The 20163-nt window shown below is 57.8% G+C and carries 15 protein-coding genes; 6 read left to right on the top strand and 9 right to left on the bottom strand.

Annotated elements, in window-relative coordinates; genetic code table 11:
• Positions 1-524: 524 nt before the first annotated feature.
• Positions 525-1646, bottom strand: a complete 1122-nt coding sequence (locus ACP2YO_RS14740; RefSeq protein WP_426443192.1) for an IS630 family transposase — start codon at positions 1644-1646, stop codon at positions 525-527.
• Between the two features lie 322 nt (positions 1647-1968).
• Positions 1969-2439 (bottom strand): hypothetical protein, encoded by a 471-nt coding sequence (locus ACP2YO_RS14735; protein ID WP_426441480.1) that lies wholly within the window; start codon positions 2437-2439, stop codon positions 1969-1971.
• A 1010-nt stretch (positions 2440-3449) separates the two neighbouring features.
• Between ACP2YO_RS14735 and ACP2YO_RS14730 the strand changes: the two genes are divergently transcribed.
• Together ACP2YO_RS14730 and groL are read left to right on the top strand one after the other, a co-directional pair.
• A complete protein-coding gene (locus ACP2YO_RS14730; protein WP_426441479.1) occupies positions 3450-3764 on the top strand; it encodes a co-chaperone GroES in 315 nt (104 codons plus the stop codon).
• Between the two features lie 40 nt (positions 3765-3804).
• Positions 3805-5457, top strand: coding sequence for a chaperonin GroEL (groL, locus tag ACP2YO_RS14725; protein WP_426441478.1), 1653 nt, complete (start codon positions 3805-3807; stop codon positions 5455-5457).
• An 826-nt stretch (positions 5458-6283) separates the two neighbouring features.
• Here the strand turns inward: groL and ACP2YO_RS14720 are convergent.
• The 5 genes from ACP2YO_RS14720 to ACP2YO_RS14700 all read right to left on the bottom strand — a co-directional run bounded on the left by ACP2YO_RS14720 (position 6284) and on the right by ACP2YO_RS14700 (position 15111).
• Positions 6284-6928, bottom strand: coding sequence for a hypothetical protein (locus ACP2YO_RS14720; RefSeq protein ID WP_426441477.1), 645 nt, complete (start codon positions 6926-6928; stop codon positions 6284-6286).
• A 1404-nt stretch (positions 6929-8332) separates the two neighbouring features.
• A complete protein-coding gene (locus ACP2YO_RS14715) occupies positions 8333-9559 on the bottom strand; it encodes a Wadjet anti-phage system protein JetD domain-containing protein (RefSeq protein ID WP_426441476.1) in 1227 nt (408 codons plus the stop codon).
• Entirely contained in the window at positions 9546-13067 is a 3522-nt protein-coding gene (locus ACP2YO_RS14710; protein ID WP_426441475.1) for an SbcC/MukB-like Walker B domain-containing protein, read from the bottom strand. Before ACP2YO_RS14710 ends, ACP2YO_RS14715 begins: the two co-directional genes overlap by 14 nt.
• A complete protein-coding gene (locus tag ACP2YO_RS14705; protein ID WP_426441474.1) occupies positions 13064-13732 on the bottom strand; it encodes a DUF4194 domain-containing protein in 669 nt (222 codons plus the stop codon). The genes ACP2YO_RS14710 and ACP2YO_RS14705 overlap by 4 nt, the downstream gene beginning before the upstream one ends.
• Positions 13729-15111 (bottom strand): Wadjet anti-phage system protein JetA family protein, encoded by a 1383-nt coding sequence (locus ACP2YO_RS14700; RefSeq protein ID WP_426441473.1) that lies wholly within the window; start codon positions 15109-15111, stop codon positions 13729-13731. The genes ACP2YO_RS14705 and ACP2YO_RS14700 overlap by 4 nt, the downstream gene beginning before the upstream one ends.
• A 62-nt stretch (positions 15112-15173) precedes the next feature.
• Between ACP2YO_RS14700 and ACP2YO_RS14695 the strand changes: the two genes are divergently transcribed.
• Entirely contained in the window at positions 15174-15869 is a 696-nt protein-coding gene (locus tag ACP2YO_RS14695) for a DNA-binding protein (protein WP_426441472.1), read from the top strand.
• A 183-nt stretch (positions 15870-16052) separates the two neighbouring features.
• On the opposite strand, the gene ACP2YO_RS14690 is transcribed toward ACP2YO_RS14695, so the two are convergent.
• On the bottom strand, positions 16053-16430 hold the full coding sequence (locus tag ACP2YO_RS14690; RefSeq protein ID WP_426441471.1) for a hypothetical protein: 378 nt from the start codon (positions 16428-16430) through the stop codon (positions 16053-16055).
• Between the two features lie 1211 nt (positions 16431-17641).
• Here ACP2YO_RS14690 and ACP2YO_RS14685 point away from each other — a divergent pair.
• Complete coding sequence (locus ACP2YO_RS14685) at positions 17642-17866, top strand: DUF6894 family protein (RefSeq protein WP_426441470.1); 225 nt, start codon at positions 17642-17644, stop codon at positions 17864-17866.
• A 119-nt stretch (positions 17867-17985) separates the two neighbouring features.
• Here ACP2YO_RS14685 and ACP2YO_RS14680 read toward each other — a convergent pair whose 3' ends face one another.
• The gene (locus tag ACP2YO_RS14680) at positions 17986-18114 is read right to left on the bottom strand and encodes a hypothetical protein (protein ID WP_426441469.1); all 129 of its coding nucleotides are present in this window, start codon (positions 18112-18114) and stop codon (positions 17986-17988) included.
• Between the two features lie 1080 nt (positions 18115-19194).
• Between ACP2YO_RS14680 and ACP2YO_RS14675 the strand changes: the two genes are divergently transcribed.
• Positions 19195-19464 carry a hypothetical protein gene (locus tag ACP2YO_RS14675; protein WP_426441468.1) on the top strand — a complete coding sequence of 90 codons (270 nt, stop codon included), beginning with the start codon at positions 19195-19197 and terminating at the stop codon, positions 19462-19464.
• A 64-nt stretch (positions 19465-19528) separates the two neighbouring features.
• Entirely contained in the window at positions 19529-20002 is a 474-nt protein-coding gene (locus ACP2YO_RS14670; RefSeq protein WP_426441467.1) for a hypothetical protein, read from the top strand.
• The last annotated feature ends 161 nt before the right edge of the window (positions 20003-20163 follow it).

The raw sequence follows: 20163 nt of genomic DNA, 5'->3' as shown, positions 1-20163 counted from the left end.
GACGATACCGGGCTTCTTGGAGGTCGGATGGTCAGGTACTGGCTTGGCAATCCGTGCCGGGGGTGCACTCGCTCTCTTCGTTCTAACGTTCTTGTACACTCCGAACCTCGTTATTGTAGAGGGCCAGAATTCACCCTCTTCGACGATCGCGCAGGGCGGCGTTGTAATTGGTCGTGACAATAACAACAGCCCAATCACTATAAATCCCGATCCTAACAAGCGATCATGTCGAGATCCAAGCCATGGCGTTGAAAAGTATGGCCGGACGCTCGCGGTTACAAGAGACTCTCCAGAAATGGGGGGCGGGCACAACCAATCAGAGTGGTGCAATAACTTGATTGGCGCACTTCGGGGAGAATTTCCTGGAGGTAGTTTCCAATCGACAGGCTCAGGTGAGCACATCAACAATCACTGCGCTCCATTCAACTGCCCCCAATACGTTTATACCTGCACAGTTCAGGTACAGGCGGACCCTGTTTATGTCGATAAGATTTCTCCCGCCTGCCGATAGCCTAGTACAGTGATTATAACTCTTTGGAAGCGTCTGGGTAGGCTCGGCCCATTTTTGCGCGGGCTTTTTCTGTCGTGAACATCCATTTGATGCGGGAGCGTGCAGCATTTCTCTGCCGTTCCCAAGCGGTGATTTCGCGGCGCAGTCGCTTGGGGTCGTCGATCCTGCGAGCGAGGCACTGTCCCCGCAAGACGCCGATCTCGATCTCAACCATGTTGAGCCAGCTTGCGTGCTTGGGAGTGAAGTGGAACTCGATCCGCCGCAAGATCCGTCTGGCTTCGGCGGGCGGAAAGGTCTGATACAGGGCGCCGGCGGAGTGGGTCGATAAGTTATCCTGCACGACCCGGATGGTCTCGGCATCGGGATAATGGATGTCGACGAAGTCACGTACGCGTTCGGCATAATCTTTTGCCGCTCGTCGCTCTGTAAGTTTGACCTTGCGCCAGGGACGATGCACGTCGAGGAGAACGAAGAGATTGACCGTCCCGTTGCGACGATACTCGTAATCGTAACGTTCGAGCCGGCCCGGCTTCATCGGGATTGGCTGAGGGACCTCGCCGATGAGTTGCACCGGACTTTCGTCGAAGCACACGACCGGCCGCTTGGGATCGGGCACCTCGGCATAGAGATCAAGCACGTCCTCCATGCGGGCGACGTATTCGCCATCGACCTGCGGAATGCACCACATATCTTTGCGCCATGGTTTGAGGTCATTTTCCGCCAGGCGTCGCCGAACCGTCTCGTGCGACAGGCTGTCGTGTTCGGTGAGATTGACTATCGCACCTGCCAGCAGCTTGAGCGTCCAGCGGGCACGGCCCTTTGGGGGGCTGGCACAGGCGGTCGCCACCAGCAAGGCTTCTTCCTTGCCCGTGAGTTTGCGCTCCGCTCCGGGACGCGGCTCTTCGCTCAGCGCCCGCTCCAGATTGCCTTCCACGAAGCGTCGCTTGGTCCGGTACACGGTCGAGCCGCTCACGCCAACGCTCCTGGCGATCTCCTCGTCGCCGGCCGCGGCATCGGCAGCCAGCAAAATCTGTGCTCGCTTGAGCTTGCGGGACGCATGCTTGCCGCCGCTAAGCAGCGCCTTGAGTTCGGTCCGCTCGACTTGGCTGAGTTCGACCCGATAGCGTACATTCATGCCTGCCTCCTTGATCGAGGCACGCACGAACAACTGAATCGGATGGCCGGCGTGAGTCCTTCGGCAAAAGCCTTCACGCCCAAACAGGGGCAGTACCTCGCCTTCATCCACCTCTATACGCGTCTGCACCGCAGACCCCCGGCGGAACCCGACATGCGAGAGTATTTTCGCGTCACCCCGCCTTCGGTTCACCAAATGGTGCTCTCGCTCGAGCGAGGCGGCCTCATCAAAAGGCAGCCCAGGACACCTCGTAGTATCGAAGTCCTCGTTGATCCCAACCACCTGCCGGAGCTAATCTGACCGCCGACCCAACCCGTCAAAATCACTGTGCAGAGCCACTAGGCCTCGCGAACCCGGCGCCATCGATTGCCTTTGCCCAAACCGCTTGGGCTTTGATGCTGGGGTCGACCTTGTTCCTCCGCATATGCTTGGAGCCGTTCGCAATCTCGCGGCATACCTTCAACTCGTCGCAGTGGAGAACTACGGCTTCCTGGAATTTCTCAAGGCCCCGCTTTATCCCGGTGGGAGTGCATTCAAAGACAAATTGAAATTTGGTTGCGAGCTTCTTACGAGTCGCACAATCATACTGCCAAAGCCAGTCGGTCATGTGCCATGTGGTGACAGCTGTATTGAACGCGTGAAACAGCGGCTCAGGAGCCGCCTCATTGTCCTTCCAAACGGACATCGAACTCATGAGGCCATTCAGCTCCCAGACCAGCTTCGTCCACATGTGTTGCGGGTGGTCCATCCCGAACACATTCGAGATTTCACTCGGCTTGGGCTGCTCAACCATAGGTACCTCCGGGGGCATCGGCCATAAGTCCTAATTTGGGCGGAATTTGGCATCGTTAACCGACGCTCGTCCCGACAGCGTCAATCCAGAACGGAAAAAGAAAAAACTTTGACCGAATCCATGGGGCACGGACTGGTGGGAGCGCATCACACAACGGGCAAGGTCGCCGGAGGCCGCCATATGGCTGGCGGTGGTCTGCGTTGCCCTCCTCATAGCTTGGGTGGCCGTGTGGATGGTCCTGGCGCTGTGCGTAAGGGGTTATTTGAACGCGCCACGGTTCGTCCAAACGCGAAAACCACCCAGATCGCTAGATCTGGAGGGTGATTGAGTTATGACGAAAGTGGTTGCGGGGATAGGATTTGAACCTATGACCTTCAGGTTATGAGCCTGACGGCTCATGCCGTGTCAACATGCCCCGGTGACCCGAGACTGATCAGGTAGTGTCAGAAAGCTTGTCAGTCCGGGACGACTCGAATTGGGATTTCTCCCTCGTCGAACCGGTCTCCGCTTTCGCCGGGAACGGAAATTCCCTCTGCAGAGACAGGCCGACAAAAACTGGCCGAGAAGATAACGGAGACCAACTCAGAGACGTGCTGGAAGCGAGAAATGCCCGATTTCCGCGCGCAGTCTGCCAGATTACTTGCGAGGGTCTACACCCTTTAACCGGGTGGTGGAGACAGAAGGGCTCGAACTGGTTGGCATCGAACCGGTCTCCGCTGCGGAGCCAGGAACGGAAATTTGCGATGCAGATAACGGGACGAAACAATAATTCGCCCCAATTTCAGCAAGACCACGCTAGCCAGAGAAATTGCCAGAGGCATAATTGCGCAGGTCTCAGGACCGAAAATCTTGCCCTCGCATCCGCGCCGATAGAACCAAAGCCGGCGCTATTCCAGCAGCGAGGGCCGGTCGCCCCTTGTATCTTGTTCCTATGAGCGTGTATACGCATGATTAGCACTCACATATTGTGACTGCCAATCCAAAATCAACAAGCAAACAAGGAGGATCGCATGAAATTCCGTCCGCTTCACGACCGCGTCGTGGTCAAACGCATCGACGCCGAAGAGAAGACTGCTGGCGGCATCCTCATTCCGGACAGTGCCAAGGAAAAGCCCTCGCAGGGCGAAATCACCGCCGTTGGCCCGGGTGGCCGCGACGAAGCTGGCAAGCTGATCCCGATCGACCTCAAGGTCGGCGACCGCGTCCTGTTCGGCAAGTGGTCCGGCACCGAGGTCAAGCTCGATGGTCAGGAACTGCTGATCATGAAGGAAAGCGACATCATGGGCGTCCTCGACGTCCCCGCCACCAAGAAGAAGGCTGCTTAAGCGCCGTCTCCCTAAAATCATCTCACAAGGATAAGCAAACATGGCGAGTAAAGAAGTTAAATTCGGCGTTGAAGCGCGGGACAAAATGTTGCGCGGCGTCGACATTCTCAACAATGCGGTAAAGGTCACGCTCGGCCCCAAGGGCCGCAACGTCGTGCTCGAGAAGTCGTTCGGCGCTCCCCGCATCACCAAGGACGGCGTCACCGTCGCCAAGGAAATCGAGCTTGAGGACAAGTTCGAAAACATGGGCGCCCAGATGGTGCGCGAAGTCGCCTCCAAGTCGGCCGACGCTGCCGGCGATGGTACCACCACCGCGACCGTGCTGGCTGCGGCCATCATTAGGGAGGGTGCCAAGTCGGTTGCCGCCGGGATGAACCCGATGGACCTGAAGCGCGGTATCGACCTGGCAGTGGATGCCGTGGTCGCGGATCTCGTCAAGAACTCCAAGAAGGTCACCTCGAACGAGGAAATCGCCCAGGTTGGCACCATTTCCGCCAATGGCGACGCCGAAATCGGGAAGTTCCTCGCAGACGCGATGAAAAAGGTCGGCAACGAGGGCGTCATCACTGTTGAAGAAGCTAAGTCGCTCGAAACCGAGCTTGAAGTCGTCGAAGGCATGCAATTCGACCGCGGCTATATCTCGCCTTACTTCGTCACTAACGCCGACAAGATGCGCGTGGAAATGGAAGATGCCTACGTTCTCATCAACGAGAAGAAGCTCTCCTCGCTGAATGAGCTGCTCCCGCTGCTCGAAGCTGTCGTGCAGAGCGGCAAGCCGCTGGTCATCATCGCAGAAGACGTCGAAGGCGAGGCGCTTGCCACCCTCGTCGTCAACCGCCTGCGTGGCGGCCTGAAGGTCGCGGCCGTCAAGGCGCCCGGCTTCGGCGATCGCCGCAAAGCGATGCTGCAGGACATCGCGGTTCTGACCGGTGGTCAGGCGATCTCGGAAGATCTCGGCATCAAGATGGAGAACGTCACGCTCGCCATGCTCGGTCGCGCCAAGAAGGTGATGATCGACAAGGAAAATACCACGATCGTCAGCGGCGCCGGCAAGAAGACCGACATCGAAGCACGCGTCAATCAGATCAAGGCGCAGATCGTGGAAACCACCTCGGACTACGACCGTGAGAAGTTGCAGGAGCGCCTGGCCAAGCTCGCAGGCGGTGTCGCGGTGATCCGCGTCGGCGGCGCTACCGAGGTTGAGGTGAAGGAGCGCAAGGACCGCGTTGATGACGCGATGCATGCGACCCGTGCGGCGGTTGAAGAAGGCATCGTGCCGGGCGGCGGCGTCGCCCTGCTGCGTGCCTCCGAGCACCTCAAGGGGCTTCGAACCAAGAACGACGACCAGAAGACCGGCGTCGAGATCGTGCGCAAGGCGTTGTCGGCTCCCGCGCGCCAGATCGCGATCAACGCAGGCGAAGACGGGTCCGTCATCGTCGGCAAGATCCTCGAGAACAAAACGTATGCTTACGGCTTCGACTCGCAGATCGGCGAATACGTCAACCTGATCTCCAAGGGCATCATCGATCCGACCAAGGTGGTTCGTGCGGCGATTCAGAACGCGGCTTCCGTGGCAGCGCTCCTGATCACCACCGAAGCCATGGTAGCTGAACTGCCGAAGAAGAACGCTGGCGGTGGCGGCATGCCTCCGGGTGGCGGCGGAATGGGCGGCATGGGCGGTATGGACTTCTAAGTCCAAGCTTTGAGGCTCGATCAAAACAACAAAGGCTCGGCAATAATGCCGGGCCTTTACGTTGCGTTCGACCGTTTGGAAACAACTCGATCTCCCTGCAGCAGACGACCGGGTGCTATCGCTTTCTCTTTTTCGCAAAAATGTCGTTCCAGTTATCCTTGTATGCTTTAGATACTGCCTTTCTGACCCTCGCCCATACCTTGCTTGAGTGCCGGAGCGTCCGGTGCGCTTTCGGTCTTGGAGGACGAATCTGGCTTGTTCTCAATCTTGCTAGTGGAATCTTCTTTCGCTTCTACAGCCGGCGATCGCTTTTTTGGGCGGAGGGTCTTTGGCCTTATCAACTGACATTGAATTTCCTTATGGGCGCATTTGCTCACTTACGGGGACACGTTTGATAAAGTCGCACAGTGTCCACTCGTCGGCGTTCCCGCAGTGTAGGATACTCGCCGGAGCGTGCCCAGTGATTGCATCGCTCATTTTCTCCGCGATATCCACGCTGTCCGCGATCCGCTGGAACAGGTGCCGCCATCCGTGCGTCGGCCCCACTTCAGGATCAGTGATGCCTTGACCGCCACTGTACGTGGCGCCCTGGCGTGCTGCGTAATCGAGCACGGAGGATACCCGCGCATTAGACTGCACACGAATAATCGCATGGTCCATGTGGCAAAAGACTGGTGTGGGCGCAAAACGAAATTCAGGTGCTGAAAAACGCCTATCCAACGAAATCAATGGGATAACACATGCATTGCGTGATCAAGGACCTCATGAACATGGCCCCGCGCTTATTCGACGTGAAAGACTGGCTATTCGAGAAAGGCTGTGACGATTAGCGCAGCGGCGCCCGGCCGGCGAGTCGCTCCTGCTCCATCATCCGCTTTACATTGTCGACGTTCTTCCGCGCATCATCAACCTCGCGCTCCGCCTCGTATTGTTCAAGCCGTTGCCGCGATACCTTCGCCTGAAACTCAGCCCACTCCTCTTTCGACATAATAGGCTTATCCATCCCATCAGCATGTTCAGGTGACTTGGTAGCCTCCATGGGAGCCCCCGCTCCTTTCACCCCCTTCGCGACTAAACCCGCGACGACCGCCTTGCAGTCGGCTACGGCACCGGCAAGATCGCATCCGTCAGATATGGGCAGTGCAGACGGAGTCACCGCCGCCACAGTTGCCGGGACGACCGGGGGATGTGCCCCAACATAGATCAATCGGAGAACGATAATGGCAGCGAGTGAACCCCACACGTACCGGTTCTTGATGAAGCGGAAGAATGAGTCGCGGCGCTCCTGCGCGTCTTTCGCAAGAACGGCCTCGCGCGTAAGTATTTGTTGACCGACGATCGGGCTATCGCGGTCCATGCGATAGACCACCCCCAAGTAAGCCAAATAAATCAAACCACCAAAAACGGTCGTGAGCGTCAAAACCCAAAAGATCAGAATCTCGTGGCCGCGCATTTTGCTCGGATTCAACATTACGTTTGATCCAGTGTTGAAGGGATACCGTTCTACCCAAATAGAATGTCTGGCATATCGAGATTGAATGTTTCTCAACTGGCTTGGTAAAAAATCGCTTTCACTATTCAGTTTCAATTTCAGTGTTTGGCTTGTCCATCAAGCCTCCCCATCAGCGGTTCAGACGTCATCACTGACAAGCTCGTGCGGCACAGAGCTCCCCAACCGCATAACAGGGGTCCCTGACCATCAAAACGGGAAACGCGGATGTGGGGACGGCGCAGCAGACCCTGGCACCCGTCAATCGGAGCGTGATCACACCCCCGGGCGTGACACATGGGCAGTGGGCGACACGATCGCGCGATCGAGCCGAAAGGGAGAACCACGTGGTAGATTGGAGTAACGACTACTCAGCGGCAGACCGAGCACCAAACGCATGGAAAGGCTGAAGCTCGATCAAATCCCGCGCAAGATGGGTGTGCGAAAAAGGAGGCAGGAGTCAGCCCCCTCAAACCAACATTGAGATCGAGGCAATTTCCGCACAGGAGGAAACCGCGATCGTGATGGCGATGCACGATCAGACTCCAATTGAAGAACCGCATCAGAAAGGCCGTCATCGATCGCGATGCGGGCTTGACCGAGATCATGGACGAACTCAAACGTTGCGGTCATGAGCTGACGACCCTCACCTCTTCAAACCGTGGTTTAAAGACGCCAGCACTTGGGCGCCGTGGTTCGCCTTCATAGCTGCCCTCTTTGCACTTCCGATGGATACGAAGCAGCTGGCGATCTATCGCGACTGCACCGGACGGAAGCGCGCACCTCGTGAGCCCCGAAAGAGGGCTGGCTGATAAGCGGGCGGCGTACGGGCAAGAGTTTTGTCCTGGCACTATTCGCGGTTTTTTTGGCCTGCTTCTACGATTATCGGAAACACCTAACACCGGGCGAACGCGGCACAGTCTTTGTGATCGCAACAGATCGCAAGCAGGCACGCACGATCCTCCGATACATCCGCGCATTGCTGACACGCGTGAAGCTATTAGCGCAAATGGTTGTTCGTCTCACCTATGCGACTCATCTCGCACCTGCCCTCAACGTAGCCGGCTCCGCAGGAGAGCCGTGATCACACGGTGGCATCCAAGCCCCGATTGAGCCCCCGCGAGCTCTTGCAGGCTGTATCGAATAGGTGAAGGTACCGAAACAAAGGAAAAGTCGAACACCAGTCCGGCCGTGCAATGTCCAATCACAAAAAACGTCGCACGAGCCCCGTTTTGTCTCATCCACTTTTCCTATGACTTGTTGAAGGAAGATGTTTTCGCGATAGTGGGCGCACCAGGGCTCGAACCTGAGACCCGCTGATTAAGAGACACGCTGATTTTTGATCGGCCTACCTCGGATCAGCGGGCGGCGGCTAGCTAGTCGCGCTCATGACGTCGCAGGTGCGTTGGCCGCAAAAATGGGCACCGTCGGATCGAGCTCTTCCTGCTCCAACATTCTTGCGGCTTCGCTGCGGAGCCAGCGCGCCAATTGTCCGATTTCGCCCGAACGCATCGAGAGTCTCTCGAGGCCCTTCTGCGACTGCAGCGGAGATCCAAAGGCCAATGCCAGTTCAGCATTCATCTGATGCAGTCGAATACGAGTTCCGAAAGCGTCCTCGAGGTGCGCGGCGATCCTCAAGCCGCCGGCATCGATATCGCCCCAATGATACACCGGCGTATCAGGCGCCAAGAGAAGAGCATATCGAACGAAATGTTCCATGCTCGAGAGGACATCGCGCGCCGGAAACCCGTCAGTCAGAAGGGCAAGATAGTTACCCTCGACTTCCACGCTGTAACGCCAAAAGCTAGTCGGGTTCTCGACCGTAATGACGTAGTCGACGGCATGAGCCAAAGATGCGTGTTGAACTGAGAGCCATGGTAGGCCGATGAAAGCGCCTCCGGTACCGTAGATATTCAGCGCATCGGAGGAGAGACGGAGCGGACCCTTGACTTGCAGAAGGTGAGCGCGGCGTACGATGCCGCTCGCCTCCAGAACTTCTCGCGGCTCCTCGCCGACCAGATTCGGATCACGACGCCTGAGCAGCTGGGCGATGCGTCCTTCCATCCGTTCCAGGGCCTTGCTGTCCTTTACGGTGCGGCGAGAAAAGGTTCGGTGGTCGATATCGCGACCCGACAGATTTGTGACGCCATACGTGAGACGGAGAATCGTGAGGAACGTGTCGACCTCGCCCACCGAGAGTCCTAGAAAGCTCTTGTTGCCTCTCCAGGCAGTGATCGCCTCCTGCTCGATGTCCCGAAAGAATGGATCGGCGAGGATTTTGGGAACAGCAGCGAGTATTGTTTGGTGTGCGGTCGCAGCGGTCACTCCTGCGGGGGCTCTGACCAGAAACCGATAAAGCTTATCAGGGTCTAGCAGGCGCACCCGTGCGAACTCGCCCGTGAAGCGACCAACCCGATCCTGCTCGAGTGCGACACCGCCCGCTCGTTCCGCATCCCGCAGCACACGGTGAAACTCGTCTTGCGCGGCGGGACCACCGACCAAGGTGTAGTCGATCGTCTGCGTGATGTCGCGCGTGCGAGCCAGCGGGGCCTCAAAGCGGTCAAGGAGCCGATTGAGCAGGGTCTCGGCGGTGTATTGGCTATTCCGCGGCATGCCTCCGCTCCTCGCGGACGCGCTCTTCAAAGAAGCTGCGCGGCTGATGCATCGGATTTTCCTTCCGCAAGAGAACGTGTGCCTCGTGATGGAAGTGCTGTGGGATCGCCTGGATCGCGCGACCGACCCGGATGATCGAAATCAATGTATCGAACGTCTCCTGATAGAGCGCCTGATGCGTTTTTGGCGCGGCCATGATGAGCTGCAGGCCGAGCTGATGGTAAAACCGGATGATCTTGTAGATATTGTCCGGATCGAGTTTCTCGAAGGCCTCGTCCATCAGCATAAGGGCCGATTGGGGCGGCGCATCGCGACTGCCTCCAAGGTGATTGAAGTAGGCTGATGCGGCTGCAACGCCAAGACAGATATAGAACGGGACGAACTTCTGCCCTCCACTGGCCTTGCCGCGACGCTGCTCGAGATCCGAGATTCTGCGGTAGCCTTGCTCCGGATCGCAGATATCGATGCTGAAACGAAAGTAACTCCGATAGTCCGCCAGCTCGCGAATGCGGCGGCGATGCTGGGCATCGTCGCCATTCTCGATCGTCAGCATGTCGATCAACTCTTTGATTTTCACCTGGTCGGGATCGCTTGGATCCGGATTGCTCTGCATCAGCGCGGTGGCCTTTGGCGCCACGATGTCGAGCCGATCGATCAGGTAGCGGATGGTCTCCTTGTCCTGGTCACGCTCCTGGCGGATCTGATAGACTTCCCCCATGAAGACGCTGCTGCGCAACGCCCGGTTCAGATCGTCCTTGATGCGATCGACCGCGTCGATGTTGCCGCTAAGGCGGCTCAGGAAGTCATGCACCATCGTCTCGACCAGGGCGGCGACGGCCTTATCAATCTGGCCCTTGAAGTTGCGCAGAATGGTTTGAGTGAGCTCGCGATGTCTCAAGTCGATCCAGTCATAGAGAGTGGTCGTCTGTTCGGTGGCGACAAATTGAGTCCATTCGAATCCCGGATGCTGGTCCGGATTCGCCTGTACATAGTCCTGGATCGCGGCGTTCAGCCTCGCCACCCGCTGGGCCGGCGCCCTGTCCTTGAGAAGACCCTCAAAATGATTGCGGACATGCGCGGGATGCCCGCGTATGGCGCGCTCTTGCACATAGGCAGCACGGGCGCGGCGGACAAATGCCTCGAGGCCGATGGCAGGATCGTGTCTCTGCCGGCGCCGGTCGAATGGCGGGAACGCCTCGCAAGCCCGGTCAGCGGCCTTCTTGCGTTCTTCTGCATTCGCATTCATGGCGCCCTTGCGCTGGCCGATGGCATCAATGAATTTGTCTTCCTTCTCTTCCTCTTCGTCCCTTTCTTTTTTGTATTGACCGAACATTTGCTCGATTTCGCGTTTTTCCTCCATCACCCCTTGGGGCAATTCGGCCTCGAGGTCGCGAATGAGGGCCGCCTGGCGCTCGCTTTCACGATCCGCGGATTCGATCTTCTCGAGCAGTTGGGTCGCCGCGCCCCGAGTGGTCACGAGGGCAGTTTCTGCGCGCTTGACGGCCTCAAGAACGGCGAATGATCGGCGCTCATTGTCCCGCGCGGTTTGCAACTTCGTCTCGAGCTCGCGTTGCTGCTCACTGAGCTGGGCGATCTGCTGCTCGCGGACCGATTGTCCCAGCCGCGGAATTTGCTTGAGCTGACGATACTCGATACCGCGGCCGTGAGCGTATTTGCCGTCGGCTGATGCCGCGAGGTCGCCCTTACGGATATCATTGGCCGAGCGCGCCCGAATGATCCGACCGAGCCGCACGTTGAGGAACGCGCGGGCATATGAATTATTGGTGACCACCGCCTCGGCTAACGTGCCGGAGCGGACACTCTGGTCCTGGGCCAGCACATTCTCCGACTGTATCAGCTTGGCCCTGGTTGCTTTATAGTGGCTGTCGAAATGCCGGTAGGCCTGGTCCATGAAACGCGGCTCGATGATGAGGGCATCGGCCCAATCGCCGAGGATCGATTCGATGATTGCGCGCCATTCGGCAAAGGCAGGCGCGATATCGGCGACCTCCGAAAGGCTTTGCGCCGGCACACGCATCTTCGCCATGTCGGCCAGGAAGTTCTGCGTGTCGTTGGACATGTAGGTACCGCCCGATCGCAGCTTCTTCAGAACGCGATCCCCCTCCTCGAATTCCTTGGCGAGGCTTGCCTTGTCGGATGCGGCGTTCTGATAGCGTTCGTCGAGCCGAACCCGGGCGTCGGATAGCTGCGGCACGGCCGTCACGAGGGCCGCGATCTGCTTGGGGGACTTGGGCCAGGCGGCATCGTAGTTGCCAAACAGGCCCGACGTCAGGCGCGAGGCAAAATCTGCGATGCCTATAAAATCAGTCGGAAATGCGGGGCTCGTTGCGGCTTCGCGCAAGGCGCTGAGGCCATCGAAGATCGGCTTGGCCTCGATGGCTGCCGCCCTGCGGATGGCATCCTGACTGTTCTTCTCAGCCTCCGCCTTCTCGATCTGCTTATAGGCCGGCGTTCCGTCGATCTGGTCCTTGATAGCTTCCAGCCGGCGCCGGGTCTGCTCGATCGCCTCGCCCAGCGTGTGCTGGTAAGATCTTGTGCTCTCGAGTTGCTCCTGCATCTCGTCGATCTCTTGACGCTGTTTGGCGATGAAGGCACCGTATCGATCGTACTCCGCGCGCTGAGCAGCGTAGTTCCACATCCGCGTGTTGAACTGATCTTCCGTGACCCGCTCGCATGCCGAGCGGATTGTCTCGACCGTCTTGATCTCCGCTTCGACGCGCTCGATGGTCTTCTGCATGTCGCGCCAGGTGTTATAGCGCGCCTGAAAGGTCTCGATCTCGATCGGAAGATCGTCGAGTAGGAAGCGCTTGACGAAATCGGTGACGCTCGTGATTTGTCCGATGTCAAAGGAAAGCGCCTGGCGCAGCGCCGCGCGCGCACGATCGGGATCGAGCTGGGTGCCGCGGGCGTTCGCGTTGATGATCGAGTAAAGTTCTCGCAAGAAAGTCTGATTTTTCTGCCGCTGGAAGGTCTGGACGTTGCGGCCCTTGCGACGCTGCTCATCCAGAAAGGATTGCCACGCCTTCTCCTCGAAACCCTTGGGTTTCGGATGCACGAAGTCGGCGAAGCCAAGGATCTCGCCCTCCACGATAAAGAGGCCGAGGACGTTCTCCTCACTGAGAGATGCTTTCGCCTCGAGACAGACTCCCGCCGTGCAGCGACGTGATCCGTCGACGGCCTCGAAACCGAGAGCGATATATGTCAAGCAGGCTTCGCGCTGATAGCCTTCTCCGTCGTCGAGGAGACCGAGACAGGCTTCTCGCACGGTTCTCGTACTGCGCCCTCCCTCGGAGACGCGGCTGTTGAGGTCAAGGTAACGCCGGTTCATGGCCGTCATGACGATCTGGATCGCATCGAGCAGAACCGATTTGCCCGATCCGTTGCCACCGAGGAAGACGGCATTGCCGCGCCCGGAAATGGGGAAGTCTTGGGCATAGAGGTAGAAGTTGACGGCGGTAATGTTCCGCAACACGAAGGCCGGAATCATGATGGCTCCGGAGCAACGTCGGAGTCGTCATCTGTGGTATCATCTTCGCCAGCGGCAATTTCAGCGGCCCGCGCTGGCTGACCTGCCCAGACCTCAATTCGGGCCAGGAACGAACCGTCGACCACCTCGGTAATGGTTGGGCGGATGAGGATATCGGCTGACACCTGCAGGGAGTGGCTCTGGTCGAAGGTGACCAAACCCTTGCGCTTGAATGTTGTCAGAATCGCTCGCAACTCCCCAGGCTTGAGGGTTCGGGATCCCATGGAGGAGAAGACGGTCTGGATCTCCTCTTCTTCGACGAGGATCTGCGCGCTCGAGTCGACGAAATATCCTTTCTCGGCGCCTTCGTTGTAGAGCATGCGAAGGCAGAGAAGAACGATGGTTTCCTGCGTCGGCACCCGCGCATTGCTATAGGCAACGGGGCTGACGAATCCTGCATAGCCCCAGGTATCGTTGAAGACGAACCTGAAACCGAAGCTTGCGAACAGATCTTTGAAGTAGTCAAGGTTGCTCGCGATGCGGTCGAAATGAGCAGCTCCGCCGAAATCGCCGCGGGCAACGAACTGCCGATGCAGGAGGCGGTTTGCGGTCTCGGTCAGCTGCTCGGCGCTGAAATTAGGATCCTGGGCGGCTTGCCGGGTCGCCCAACGCGAGAAGTAGGTCATGCTTTGCCCTGTCTGCGGCGCACCAGAACGCCGGGTCCGGAAATAAACCGGTTCACAGTCCGAGACGCGCTCGCTCGCACTTCGAATTCGGGGTTCGATGCGAGTGCCCCGGCCCGCGCCTCGTAAAGGATCGCGATATCGCGCGCGGATTCGGGCTCGAACTGGTCGAGATCGAAGAAGCCGCCATCATCCGGCACCAGAATCCGCATACGTTCGGCGACGGCACGCGGAGTGACATCCATCGCGGTGACATAGGCGTCGATCATCTGCTCGCGCTTAACGTCGGCCGGATCAACCATCTTTGGCTCCCGCGTCTGCGGTTCGACCGGCTCGCGCGCTTTCTTGGCCAGGGCCAGAGTCGCTGTCGAGTAGGGAACCGGGATTTCGACGAGCGGCGTGACACATTCGATGTTGCCGGCGCTCCAATGGGTGAACGCCAGGCGGATCGCATCCCGCAGCCGCTCCTCGCGGACGTTTCGAGCCGTCTCCTGGTATCGCACGGTCGTCGCAATCCGGCGCTCGAGCCGATGCGAAAAGCGGTCGATGACGTCGAGCTTTTCCCCGAGACCAGCAAACACAGCGCGGATGCGCATGAGATCCTGGATGATCTGGGACTCGGCCGTAGCAATGTCGGCGACCAATCCCTGATCCGCAAGCGCAACGGCGGCACGCGCCACCTGGCCCTCGTCATTGATGAATCGGTCGGTATTCGTCTGGATGCTGCGCTGGAAGCGCATCGGGTTGTACGCAGATGCCTTGAGCGCGCGATAATTCTCAAGCAGTATTTTCTCGACAAAACGCTCCATGAATCTGGCCAACAGGTCGGCAAGGCCTTCGGACCGCATCAAGTCTTCTTCGATCCGGTGGAGTGATGTCAGAACACCGTCGATCGAACGCCGCAGCTGTACCGCTTGGCGGCGCGCGCTCCCAATGTTCATGACCTTGCCCACGGGGTCCTGGTAGGCCGCGATGATGCCGCTGTCGATCAGGCTCGCCTCGGCCGAGATATCGACCTTCAGCTCCTCCTTGAGCGTGATCAGCGAGGAAAGCAGAGCGTGGGCCTCACGGGGCATGTAGACCTCGGCGGCCTTTCGGTTCGCCACTTCCATGATCCAGCCATCCTCACGCAATCGCCCATAGATGACGTGATCGGCGGTTTCCGGAGTCGGGCTTGTCCCGTCGTCCTCAGAGACGCTCCGGAAATCCGGATTCACAAGCACCTGCCGAATGACCTGCAGCACTTCGGATTTCTTCGGTGCGAAAGCAAAATCATCGAAGAACTGATCAAAGATGGCTTCCAGGACCGCGACGTTGCGAACATGCGCCGGCGACGACAGCAGGCGAAACAACGTGTGGGGAATGACATCAAGAAAGCTCATTCTCGTCTTTCATCGGAATGGAACCGGATGTAAAATAAGTTAGCATAAATCAAACAAATCCCATGTCCCGTCCGCAGAAGTATACCGATTCCCAAATCTTGGCGGCTGCGCAAGCATTGATTGCAGAGGGCGAAGAAATCAATCCTATGCGGGTCCGGGTCCGATTGGGAGGAGGAAACGTCAATCGGATCAAGGCCATCATTGCCGGCATGCCTCGACGGCGCACCCCGAGCCCAGCCCTCGCTACCAACCTGCCGGGTGCATTGAAACGTGAGCTGCAGCACCTGACGACCGAAACCTCCCAGCAAATCCTTCTTGTTCTCGCCAAGTATTGGGCAGCCACACCCACGACATCAACCAGTACGATTGGGGAAGAGAACGCAAGGCTTCGGAACCGCATTGAGGATCTTGAGAACGACGCGCTGGCCGCGTCGGAGCGAACAGCCCTGGCCGAGAGCCAGCGGAAGGAGAAGGACGCCGCTCTGAAGCGACTCACGATCGAGAGGGACGATCTTGTCCGGAACCTTGGCACCCTCCAATCGGCGCTGCGCAACGCGGAGGCCGACGTTCGCGCTGCACAACGCACGATCGACGGCTTCGAGCGCAATCGACGCGAAGACCGGGAGCAGATTCGAGACCTTCAGAAGCGGATAGAGGATTTGATCGGCGAGATCGCGGGCCTCAAGGCGAAAGCGTCCAGCGCAGCGCAACGGGAACTCCCGCGCGGCGCAGGCTCTTCCAGATCGCGCGGCAGCTGAGCCTTCCGCCGGTGATCTCTCGCTCATCTGAGCCTGCAGCTTATATCTTCGCGTTCCGAGCAACAGCCGCGCCAGATCATACGAGTGTAATTCTCCACCTGCGGCGTTGCGTAGCTCGAGCCGAGGCGAACAGCATCGACCATCGGCATCAGCGGCGTCTCGACAAAGCGCGACACGCCGCCCCTACATCCTCCTAAGCAAATCATCAACCTCGCCCGGAGGCATTCCTGCGAGCTCTTGACTGATTGCGAATAACGCCGCGCCGCTTACGGTCACGACACGATCAACGTTTTCCACCTCTGGCATGTCGCCAAAAACGGTCGTCTTGGCACCGTCCGCTGTACTCACGGTGAGCAGCACGTATGGATTTTCAATCGCGTGGATTTCCAAGCTGCTGCAAATCGGCGCCAGGCAGTCGGGCCGCGACAGCGCATGAGCCAACGCTTCCTTAAGACTCGATCCCAGCCCACGTAAGCTACCGTATTTCGCGCCAACGCTGGGCGCCGCTGCGATGCCTTCGTCGACAACGCCGGCCAGCAGCATGCGGGCGGCCTCGATCATTGAGACGTCGGCGTAAGGCGGACCTACATAGCTATGCATCTGGCCACTTACGGCTAATCGTTGTACCAGCGCCGCAAGTCTGGTCGGCCTAAGCATGAGCCGCCGCGCCAAGAGGCGGGCGACTTCTGATTTCCTCATGTCGTTTCCTTAAAATCGGAATATGGAATGTCGAAAAAAGAGACTCCGTGGAGTCTCAGTTTCGCGCGATGACAACGGAGCCGAATGTCACCGAGTTATGAAAAGGGAGATGGCCGGGATTGAACCGGCGCTACGTCGCGTTGGGCAGCACATTGCCCGTCTTAATTAATAGGGTCCGACCCTCCGACCGAGGGACGCGCCCCCGAAAGAAAGTTCGCGGTTAGTTCGGAAAAAACGTCACGCCGAGGCGCCGCCCGTCCCGCCACACTACAGCACAATTTGTATCAAGTCCGATGCTCGGAACGCGCAAGCCGAAGGCTGCGGGCACGAAGGGTGCGTCAGGAGTTTGTACAATTGCGGAGGAAGCCGTCAGGTGGCGTACCTTGCAGCGCAGAGGAGCGCCATCAACCACGATCTGGCCTGCACAGACATTCCGCTGCCGCTCATTCGCCACGTCTCGCCGTCTCCTCCGCTATAGTGACGGTGAATTGATCGGCGATTCCTGCTCAAACTAAGGCCAGACCGTGATTTCAGGCTACGCGGCGAGCGCCGCCAACGCGGCGTCCTGCGCAGCAACAGCCTTCCGCTCGCCGGCCTTGCCGCCGCCCAGGCAGCACACTGCGGCAATCTCTCGCGCTGTCTTGCCCGCGATACTCATTTCTAGGACGCGTGCATGCTCACCGAGGGCAGCGTCAATGCGCGGTTGGTCGATCGTCTCCACAATCTGGCGACAGAAAAGGCCCGCGCCAAATTGGAGCGCGTCTACCCAGACACTTCCAAAAAGTCATAATCACTGTGCAGAAGTACTAGGATCGGGCGCCTAGCGGCAGGCACCCATTGCTTTAACGGTTCGGTTCCGTGTTCCAGGGCCCGGCCGCCTTTCGGCTAGCTACCCAACATGCAGTTTGTGCCATATCATTTTCCACAATGCATCCAATGGTCTGGCCGGCCCGCTATCCGTATTTGAAGCCTTTAGTGTCCTGAGTTGGATTTGAGCGTGTCCTAATTCGAGTTTCGCATCGTTTGCCCGCCTCTGCCGTTTGGCCTGGCGATCAATGATCCGGGGCGGCCCTATGACACGCTACTTTTTTGATTTGCTGGACGGCGATTCCGTCATCTTTGATGAGCTGGGAATCGAGCTTCCGTCCATTGAGGCAGCACAGGAGGAGGCCGCCCGCACCTTGGCGGAATTGGTGATGGAGCAGACGATCGGTGCACATCGCTTGGCCATCGAGATTAGGGACGACGACGGCCCGCTCATGAAAGCGCTGTTCACCTTTGAAGATCGACGGGGGTAAAGCCAGCCACCATGACCGGAGCCCTACCCTCAATTGTAAAACGCCCCACCCTTTCAGGTGAGGCGTCTCGGCGGCGCGGGCTTGATAGGTATCAGGCAATGACTGGCAGCCAAGCGCTGTTATTCCGCAGCTTCCGCTAACACGTCCAGTCCATCGATCTGGCGCAGCGCGGCTATTTTGGCGCCGAATGCTTTTGAGAACTGTTCGGAAAGAACGTGGGCGTCGTCGAGAAGCTTAGCGGCCACCATCTCAATTGGTCTTCGTCCCCATCGTTATGACTAGCGAGTAGATAATATCCGTCGCAGTCTTCAGATCCGAAATTCCCACCTGAGTATGAGAAAGGTCAACGAGGTGGTCTCTATTGTCCGTTTCGGTCGTTGTCATGTAATGATTTTCCCGCCCCTAAGAATCGAGCGATTGCTCGTCTCGCTAATTAATGCCATTTTAACTTTATGACGTCAACAATAAACAACATTAAAAATTCAAAGCGCGGTAGGCCTTCGGTCGAGAGCGAGCCTGTGACCGTCCGCATGACGGTTGACGCTCTCCGCACGCTCGACGACTGGCGCCGGAAACAAGACGACCTGCCTGGCCGGCCGGAGGCCATTCGGCGGCTGGTGGAGTTGGGGTTGAAGGGGAAGACTAAGGGTTAGTTTGGGCTGTAGGCAAAATCGATGACGGGTACTCGCTGGATAGTAGTTGCATTTTGCCTTGGCTGGGTCGCGACCGTCATCTTTCCGGATTATTTTCCGAAAGGCACAGCCACGATACTATTTCTGATACCCGTCATTCTTTTCGGCGGGTTCTGTCTCCTGGGCTTCTTGGGCGGCATTCTCTTCCCGACTATCGCGCTGTTCACACGCGGTAAGAAAGTCGCTGAATATGAGTGGCACCGTTGGTGTGGTCGCTGAAATAGACTGGATCCACGCGGCCCGAGGCAATGCGGGCCATGATGGCGGTGGTGTTGAAGAAACCGAGGGCTAGTTGCCCCGCCCGGCTCACTCGCCTTATGGTGGCGGCGGGATGGGGTGGATTTTTTGGGACACTCCGAGGCCATTTACCCCTTGGTGTTGGGCTGGGGACGAACGGGGTGAAAATGCCAAAATTCAGGCCGCAGGTCGCTACACGTAGGCCTGATGGTCAGATCAACAGACCATGCGTTCATGAAGCCCAGTTTGAGGCGCCAGACATCTCTGCAGCCATCTTTCCGGCGCGCGAATATCAAATGCCGCCCCACGACGGCCTGCGATGGCTAATGCAAACAAATAAGCCCGAACTTCCCGATATTGTGGTCTGGGCAACTACGGCGCGCGATGGGATCAAAGCAAATGAATGACTCGGTGCGCAGCATCCTCTTCATCGTTACCATAATAGCATTTATGCTCGATCCAGCCGCAGCTGATGTCACAACCTGCTTTGGTAATGGTAATTGCACCGTCGTCACGCCTGACGGCGCTCACCAAATGTCCCGTTCTGAAATCTTGATTCATCAGCGCGATCAGCAGGAGCGGCGCGTTGCCATGATCGAATGTGAATACGCCTCGGGTTTTGTCGAATGCGAACGCCTAAGAACGGCGTTGTCACATTTATTCCATTGAATCGGCCGTCACAGACAGAACGGATTGTCGCTCCCGCGTTTTTCTGTACATCTGGGCGAAGAAAATGAAGTCTGCTGTCTTTCTTGTTGGAGGACTGATTGGCCTAATCGTTGGTGCGGGTTCACTTCTATTCTTGCAAGCGCGAGATAAACAGCCCGACGATATGGCTATCATGTTTGCTCCCAAGAATTTTTATGACAGCGAGGCAGTTGTTGCAGTTTCTGGAACGCTTGCCGGCAAAGGATTGGGCTATCCGAACAACACCTTCAGCATCGCCTGCATCAAGGATCGAAAGGAATGTTGGACATCTTCGGTGCAGGCGATTGGAGCGCAACAAATCGGGAGAATGGATGCGCCCTACGAATTCGAAATTCGAAAGTGGACGCCTTACGAAGTTGTTGCCGTGGATGATAGTGCATTCGGGTGCTTCAAGACCACAATAACGATTGAGCGCAAAACGCAAAACACCCTATGGGTTGAAGAGCCCATCAATCAATCTCAGCCGCAATGCAAGAGTGCGTGCGGAGACAACGATTAGAAAATATACGATCGAAAGCCCTCACGGTTGGAAAAAAGCATTCGGAAAGTGACTCGTGAGCTAAGCCGGCCCTCACACAACCGACACCACCCCGCCTTCGCGTCGCAGAGAAGTCTTTTGGAATCCGCTGTGCTATAATGAGAGGAATCTAGCTTTTGCCA

Origin of the sequence: Bradyrhizobium genosp. P (genome assembly GCF_049949265.1) — a bacterium.
In the GTDB taxonomy this organism is placed as follows: domain Bacteria; phylum Pseudomonadota; class Alphaproteobacteria; order Rhizobiales; family Xanthobacteraceae; genus Bradyrhizobium.
Note: the sequence above shows the minus strand (reverse complement) of the source record. Positions and strands in the feature narration are given on the sequence as shown.